Source organism: Veillonella sp. CAG:933 (assembly GCF_000431435.1).
In the GTDB taxonomy this organism is placed as follows: Bacteria; Bacillota; Negativicutes; order Veillonellales; family Veillonellaceae; genus Veillonella_A.
Genome location: NZ_HF986263.1, coordinates 93,114 through 99,165, shown reverse-complemented (window position 1 = coordinate 99,165; position 6,052 = coordinate 93,114). Strand labels below are relative to the sequence as shown.

Annotated in this window: 5 protein-coding genes (1 of these 5 running past the window's edge); 1 reads left to right on the top strand and 4 read right to left on the bottom strand. The window is 42.9% G+C overall.

Annotated elements, in window-relative coordinates; translation table 11 throughout:
- Positions 1-43 precede the first annotated feature (43 nt).
- Both QZL64_RS14505 and QZL64_RS14500 read right to left on the bottom strand, forming a co-directional pair.
- Positions 44-826 (bottom strand): cyclase family protein, encoded by a 783-nt coding sequence (locus QZL64_RS14505; RefSeq protein ID WP_021842672.1) that lies wholly within the window; start codon positions 824-826, stop codon positions 44-46.
- A 195-nt stretch (positions 827-1,021) separates the two neighbouring features.
- Positions 1,022-1,996 (bottom strand): alpha/beta hydrolase family protein, encoded by a 975-nt coding sequence (locus QZL64_RS14500; RefSeq protein ID WP_021842671.1) that lies wholly within the window; start codon positions 1,994-1,996, stop codon positions 1,022-1,024.
- 612 nt (positions 1,997-2,608) lie between these two features.
- Between QZL64_RS14500 and QZL64_RS14495 the strand changes: the two genes are divergently transcribed.
- Positions 2,609-4,075 carry a catalase gene (locus QZL64_RS14495; RefSeq protein ID WP_021842670.1) on the top strand — a complete coding sequence of 489 codons (1,467 nt, stop codon included), beginning with the start codon at positions 2,609-2,611 and terminating at the stop codon, positions 4,073-4,075.
- A 187-nt stretch (positions 4,076-4,262) separates the two neighbouring features.
- On the opposite strand, the gene QZL64_RS14490 is transcribed toward QZL64_RS14495, so the two are convergent.
- Together QZL64_RS14490 and QZL64_RS14485 are read right to left on the bottom strand one after the other, a co-directional pair.
- Positions 4,263-5,891, bottom strand: a complete 1,629-nt coding sequence (locus QZL64_RS14490; RefSeq protein WP_021842669.1) for an L-lactate permease — start codon at positions 5,889-5,891, stop codon at positions 4,263-4,265.
- Positions 5,892-5,893: 2 nt separating this feature from the next.
- Positions 5,894-6,052: the 3' end of a M20/M25/M40 family metallo-hydrolase gene (locus tag QZL64_RS14485; protein WP_441351098.1), read on the bottom strand. It continues 822 nt past the right edge of the window; the window shows 159 of its 981 coding nt (coding positions 823-981); its start codon lies beyond the right edge, outside the window; its stop codon occupies positions 5,894-5,896.

Below are 6,052 nucleotides of genomic sequence, written 5' to 3'. Positions count from 1 at the left end.
CCCCTTCTTTTCATTTATTAAGATGTAAGAACCCAATCTGATTTTATTCGTTTTCTACCAAGGCGAAGCAACGCGCCGCAAAGCCGGTACCGCCTTTCAATTTAGGGAAAGTTACAAAGATAACGGCTCCTACCGGTGGTAACTCATCCAAGTGAGCCAACACTTCCACCTGAATTCTATCCTGCGACAAAATATACTGCTCAGCCGGCAACGGATGGGAATCCGGTTGGAATGCTCGAATCGCCGCATCCGTATCGGCCGTTTCATGACCGATGGCGCCGATATTACGTTCTTTTACCAAAAACTCCAATGTGGGAATCGTCCAGCCCGGCGTATGAGGATTGCCGTCGGCATCCTTTTTCTGAAAATCATCGGCCGGCTGTTTATACCAATCGGTTCTAAAGGCAACAAACGCACCTTCCGGAATACGGCCGTACTGTTCTTCAAAGGCCAACACATCTTCAACGGATAATTCATAATCCGGATTTTCAGCTACTTCTTTGGATTTATCGATAACAACCAATGGATATACCATTTCATCAACACGAAGCTGCTCTTGCGTACGCCCCTTCGGATCAAAATGAATCGGTGCATCCACATGCGTACCGTACTGACCTACGACAGTGTATTCCTTAATCTGCATAGGCGCTTCCGTCCAAGTGTCACCGTCTTTTTTATTTTCGGGATAATCATACAAAGTCGTTTCTTTTAGCGGCTTAAAACCCCACCAATGCGGTGTTTCCGGACTTAGTTCATGCGTCAAATCCACAAAGCGATACTTCGGCGACTTCCAAGCCGCCACCTGTTCCCACAATCTTAAACTCATACTCTCTCCTCTTTTCTTTTGAAAAAAATTCTCTAATCTCTCATTGCACCAAAACAACGTTTATATAAGTGCACTTTCATCCCCCGGCGTCTGTTAAACATTTGTTTTTGTGTAATAGATATATTATACCATTAAAATTATAGGAATAATAGTTAACAACAGAAGAAAAACAGCTCTTTTCTCACATGTCTACACTTAGCTTAACCCCGCTAAAAATGCTTTCACCTTATCGAGCACTTCAATAATCTTTTCAAAAAACAACCGAATTTCGTTGAGATAACTATTAATCTTCAGATCCGTATCATCCGTACGATTTACATCTTGCTGCACGGACTGCACTATCCCGCGCGCTATGGCAGGCATATTTTGTGAAAACTCATGATCATAGCCCTCCACGATTTCAAGCGTGCTATGCTTATAAATTTCAACAAAACGCTGCGCATACCGTGGCGGCACTACCGTATCCTCCTTTCCCTGAATGATAGTCACCGGCCCCGTATACAGCTTGGCCGTATCATACAAAGGCAGACTATAAGCCGTTTTAAAATAATCACGGCCTACGTGTAAACCGCTAGGCAACTCAATGTATTCCGGCATAGTATCCGTGTCGAACTGTACACCAAAGAAGGCTCCCCCAATCGTTTTATCTACGATATTAGCGGCCGGAGCCAATAAAACCAACCCTTTCACCGCATCATTGCCATATTGCTCCGTTAACTCGCCGGCCAACATGCTGGCTACCACACCACCTTGCGAATGGCCGACCAGTAAAATATTCGTAACGCCCGGTAACGCTTTGGCGTACGCATAGACCTTCTTCGCATCTTCAATTTCATTCGGCACCGTCATGTCTTGAAAACGGCCTTCACTGTCACCGTGCCCGTTAAAATCAAAGCGAATGGAAGCAATCCCCGCTTTTTCTAAATATTCCGCCGTCAATTCCAGTAATTTATAATCTTTGCTCGCGGAAAAACCGTGCATCAAAATAACCAAGGGATAACTCTGAACCTTGTCCGGTGTTTGCAACACAGCCGACAAGGCGCCGTGGTCACCTTGAATCATAAGTCTTTCCGATTTAGCCTCAACACCGTTAAATGACACAGCCGTCATAAAGCTGATAAAGCCCACCAGCACCATGAGTACCGTCATTTTTTTCAGTATATATTTCATATGAGTAATCTTCCGTTTCTTTTTAAACATCTATTAATTTCCGAGAAAATTCTTGGTAAAAATCTCTAGTAGGAATTCTTGCTTGAAATTCGTAGTAATTTCCTTTTAAAACTTCCTTATAAAGTCTCCGTCAAACCAGCTAATAAATACACTGTCAATAATGATATGTTCATACTACAAGCATATTATAAGTATAGAGTATCATATAAAATTCAATAAGAAAAGGAACCGTCCGTTCATTAATAAAGTATATTATGTGCCGTTTATTGTCAGCTACTTATTATCAACCGCGATACGTCTCCGCTTATGATAGATATTACCGAAAAGCTCCATTTAGTCCAAAATATATGCGTGAAACAATCATATAGCATCTTCACTTCATATTAATATATCAAAAAATTGTAAAGTATCTTTTATATTACATAGCTTAATCATTACAGATAATAGCTGCATTTACAGCTATTATCTCATCAAATTTAATAATATTTTTAATAAAAAAATCTTGTGTATTTCGAAATTTAACGTTATAATAATAGTATAAATGGATAATAATTATCCGTTAACATTCAAAACAATCGAAAAGTTAGTAGGTACTAAGGAGGAAATAGGAAAATGAGTGACAAAAAGAAATTGACTACCGCATTTGGTGCACCCGTACCGGACAATAATAACTCTATGACGGCCGGCAAACGTGGTCCTGTCCTTATGCAAGACGTATGGCTCATGGAAAAACTAGGCCATTTTGCTCGTGAAGTAATTCCTGAAAGACGTATGCATGCTAAAGGTTCCGGTGCATTCGGTACTTTTACTGTAACTAATGACATCACTAAATACACTAAAGCTAAACTTTTTTCAGAAGTTGGCAAAAAAACCGATTTATTCGTTCGTTTCTCCACAGTAGCCGGGGAACGCGGTGCAGCTGACGCCGAACGCGATATTCGCGGTTTTGCCGTTAAATTCTACACCGAAGAAGGCAACTGGGACCTCGTTGGTAACAACACCCCGGTATTCTTCATTCGCGATCCATTGCAATTCCCTGATTTGAACCGTGCCGTAAAACGTAATCCAAAAACAAACTTGCGTGATGCCGAAGCTAACTGGGACTTCTGGACCAGCTTACCGGAAGCCATCCACCAGATTACTATCGTTATGAGTGACCGTGGTATCCCTTCCTCCTACCGCCATATGCATGGTTTCGGTAGCCATACGTACAGCTTAATCAACGCCAATAACGAACGCGTTTGGGTTAAATTCCACTGGGTTTGCCAACAACCGATTGAAAACTTGAGCGACCAAGAAGCAGCCGAAGTGGTAGCCGGCGACCGCGAAAGCCATCAACGGGATTTATTCGACGCCATTGAAAAAGGCGACTTCCCGAAATGGAAATTGTGCATCCAGGTTATGACGGAAGAAAAGGCTAAAGAAATGCCATACAATCCGTTCGACCTCACTAAAGTTTGGTATCACAGCGAATTCCCGCTCATCGAAGTTGGTGTCATGGAATTGAACCGCAATCCTGAAAACTACTTCCAAGACGTTGAACAAGCTGCCTTTGCTCCGTCCACCATAATTCCGGGCATCGGATTCTCCCCTGACAGAATGTTACAAGGTCGTTTATTCTCCTATGCTGACGCACAGCGTTACCGCTTAGGCACTAACTACCATCAGATTCCTGTTAACGCCGCTAAATGCCCTGTTAACATGTACCATCGCGACGGTCTCGGCCGTGTTGACGGTAACCACGGCGCTACCATCGGCTATGCGCCAAACACTAAAGGCGAATGGCTCAACCAACCGGAATTCAAAGAACCACCGCTCGATATTACGGGCCCTGCTTACCAATACGATTTCTATGAAGACGATTCCGATTTCTACACCCAACCGGGCAAATTGTTCCGTCTCATGACTCCGGAAAAACAACAACTTTTATTTGAAAATACAGCACGTGCTATGAACGGCGTTTCTAAAGAAATTCAAGAACGCCATGCTAAACATTGTTACCAATGTGATCCGGCTTACGGCGAAGGCGTAGCCAAGGCACTCGGTATTACAGTTGATTTTTCCAATTTAAATGATTAATATATTCGCGTTTCATGTGACCAATGTGTGCAATTAATCATTAAAAATAACTACTCTCTCTAGGAAAATCAGCTGCATAATAAGCAAACCCCCTCTCTGTGCATCCGCACGGAGAGGGGGTTTGTGTTATCTGAATCCAAAGCTTAGGATTATAGGATTATAGGGTTATAGGGTTATAGGACAAAACTTACAACAATAACTGCATAAAGCCTAACAAACCAAATATAACAGCCAGCGCAATAGTAAACGGCATCATAAGTTTCAATATTTTATCTTCACCTTCGTTAAAACCGGTTGTGACAATACCCATAATCACACAGCCCGGCGAAAAGGAATTGCCAAGCACGCCGCCGGTAGTTTGCAACGCTGCCGTAATAGCCGGATTTATGCCCAGCGCCTTAGCCGCCAGCATTTGTAAATTGCCGAATAATATATTGGACGACATATTACTGCCCGTCAAAAAGGACCCGATCATGCCCAGTAACGGCGATACGATAACATAGTAAATACCGAGCAATTCAACAATCCCCGTTGAAAGCACATAAATTTGCCCGCTACTGCCCATATATTTAGCCATGACAATCAAACAGGTAATCGCTATGGTAGGCGCCTTACATTTTTCAAAAGTACGTTTATTAATAGCCGTTACCGCTGATTTAGGTAAAAATTTCTTTTTTTCATAGTACCAAAGACTACTTAGCGCTGACAAAAGTAAGAACGTACCTGCATACGTTAAGGGTTGCACAGGGCTGAAATAAGGCTCCGCCTTAGTCATATAGCCAAAAGCAGTCGCCGTCTCAGGAAACGTGAGCGCCACTTTCCAGACACTGAGAGCATTGTAAATCGGTGGCACTAACAAGCATAATACGGTAATGCCAATCAACAGATAGTATGGCAAAAAAGCTTGATTAAACGACATGGTACGTCCGGAAGTGACCTTTGCCGGCGTGTCATTCAACGGTGCTCTTTCAGTTTGATTAAGCCGCATCATAATTGGACTGTCCGTATTATACCATCGTTGCTTATACTTTGGAATTTTACTCACCACAAACACTAAGCCCATACCGATAGCGGTTGGTAAAAAGCAGGAAATTGTTGGATTAATGGTGGCAAGCCATAATTCGCCACCACCCATGACAAGCGACAAGCCAACTACTACCGGCCAAACAGATTGTATTGCCCTCATTCGTCCATATAACCAACAAATATATAGCACCGCTAAAAAGTTAAAAATCCAAATCATAGCCGCCGCCAAAAAGGCGGCATACACTTGTTCGTTGCCATTCATCGAGGATTGCTGAACCAAGGCCTCCCAAGCAAGCGCCAAGGTCCCAAACGTAGCGCCCCAAGAATGGCCCAGCAGTACAATGACAATACTGTACAGCGGCCTTACGCCAATACTCAATAACAGCGGCGCTCCCACCGCCACAGCAACACCAAAGCCGGTTATCCCCTGTAAGAAACTGGGGAACACCCATCCTAATATTAAAATCTGCAATAGTTCGTGTTTTGTAATCCGTTGAATACCTGTACGAATCGCCTCAACCGCCTTAACTTCACAAGTTATTTCATATAAATAAATAGCCGGCCAAATCACGAGCAATATGGTGGCAGCGTTCCAAACGCCCTTACCGGTTTCAAATAATAAAGCTAACGGTGATGATCCGAAAAGCAACCCGGCAATCAGCAATGCCAAGCTCATACTGACTACCGACGCCTTCGCAATCCGCCACCGCAGTTTAATAATCGCTACTAAAAGAAATACAATGGGTACTAACGCCGGTAACCAAAAACGTATATCCGTTGAAAGTTCCACAACTACAACTCCTTAATTTTCAAAACAGTGCCTGCAAATATTTTAGCTCTAGAGTATAAGGAATCAATTATGCCATATTCTTTTTTATTATGTGCATATTGACCGATGATACCGCAGTTATCTAAAACCGGAATACCGGCTGCCGCCATATTTCCGGCATC

Excerpts from the sequence above, each read along its gene's own strand:
- QZL64_RS14505 (WP_021842672.1), bottom strand. The coding sequence starts at position 826 with ATGAGTTTAAGATTGTGGGAACAGGTGGCGGCTTGGAAGTCGCCGAAG.
- QZL64_RS14500 (WP_021842671.1), bottom strand. The coding sequence starts at position 1,996 with ATGAAATATATACTGAAAAAAATGACGGTACTCATGGTGCTGGTGGGC.
- QZL64_RS14495 (WP_021842670.1), top strand. The coding sequence starts at position 2,609 with ATGAGTGACAAAAAGAAATTGACTACCGCATTTGGTGCACCCGTACCG.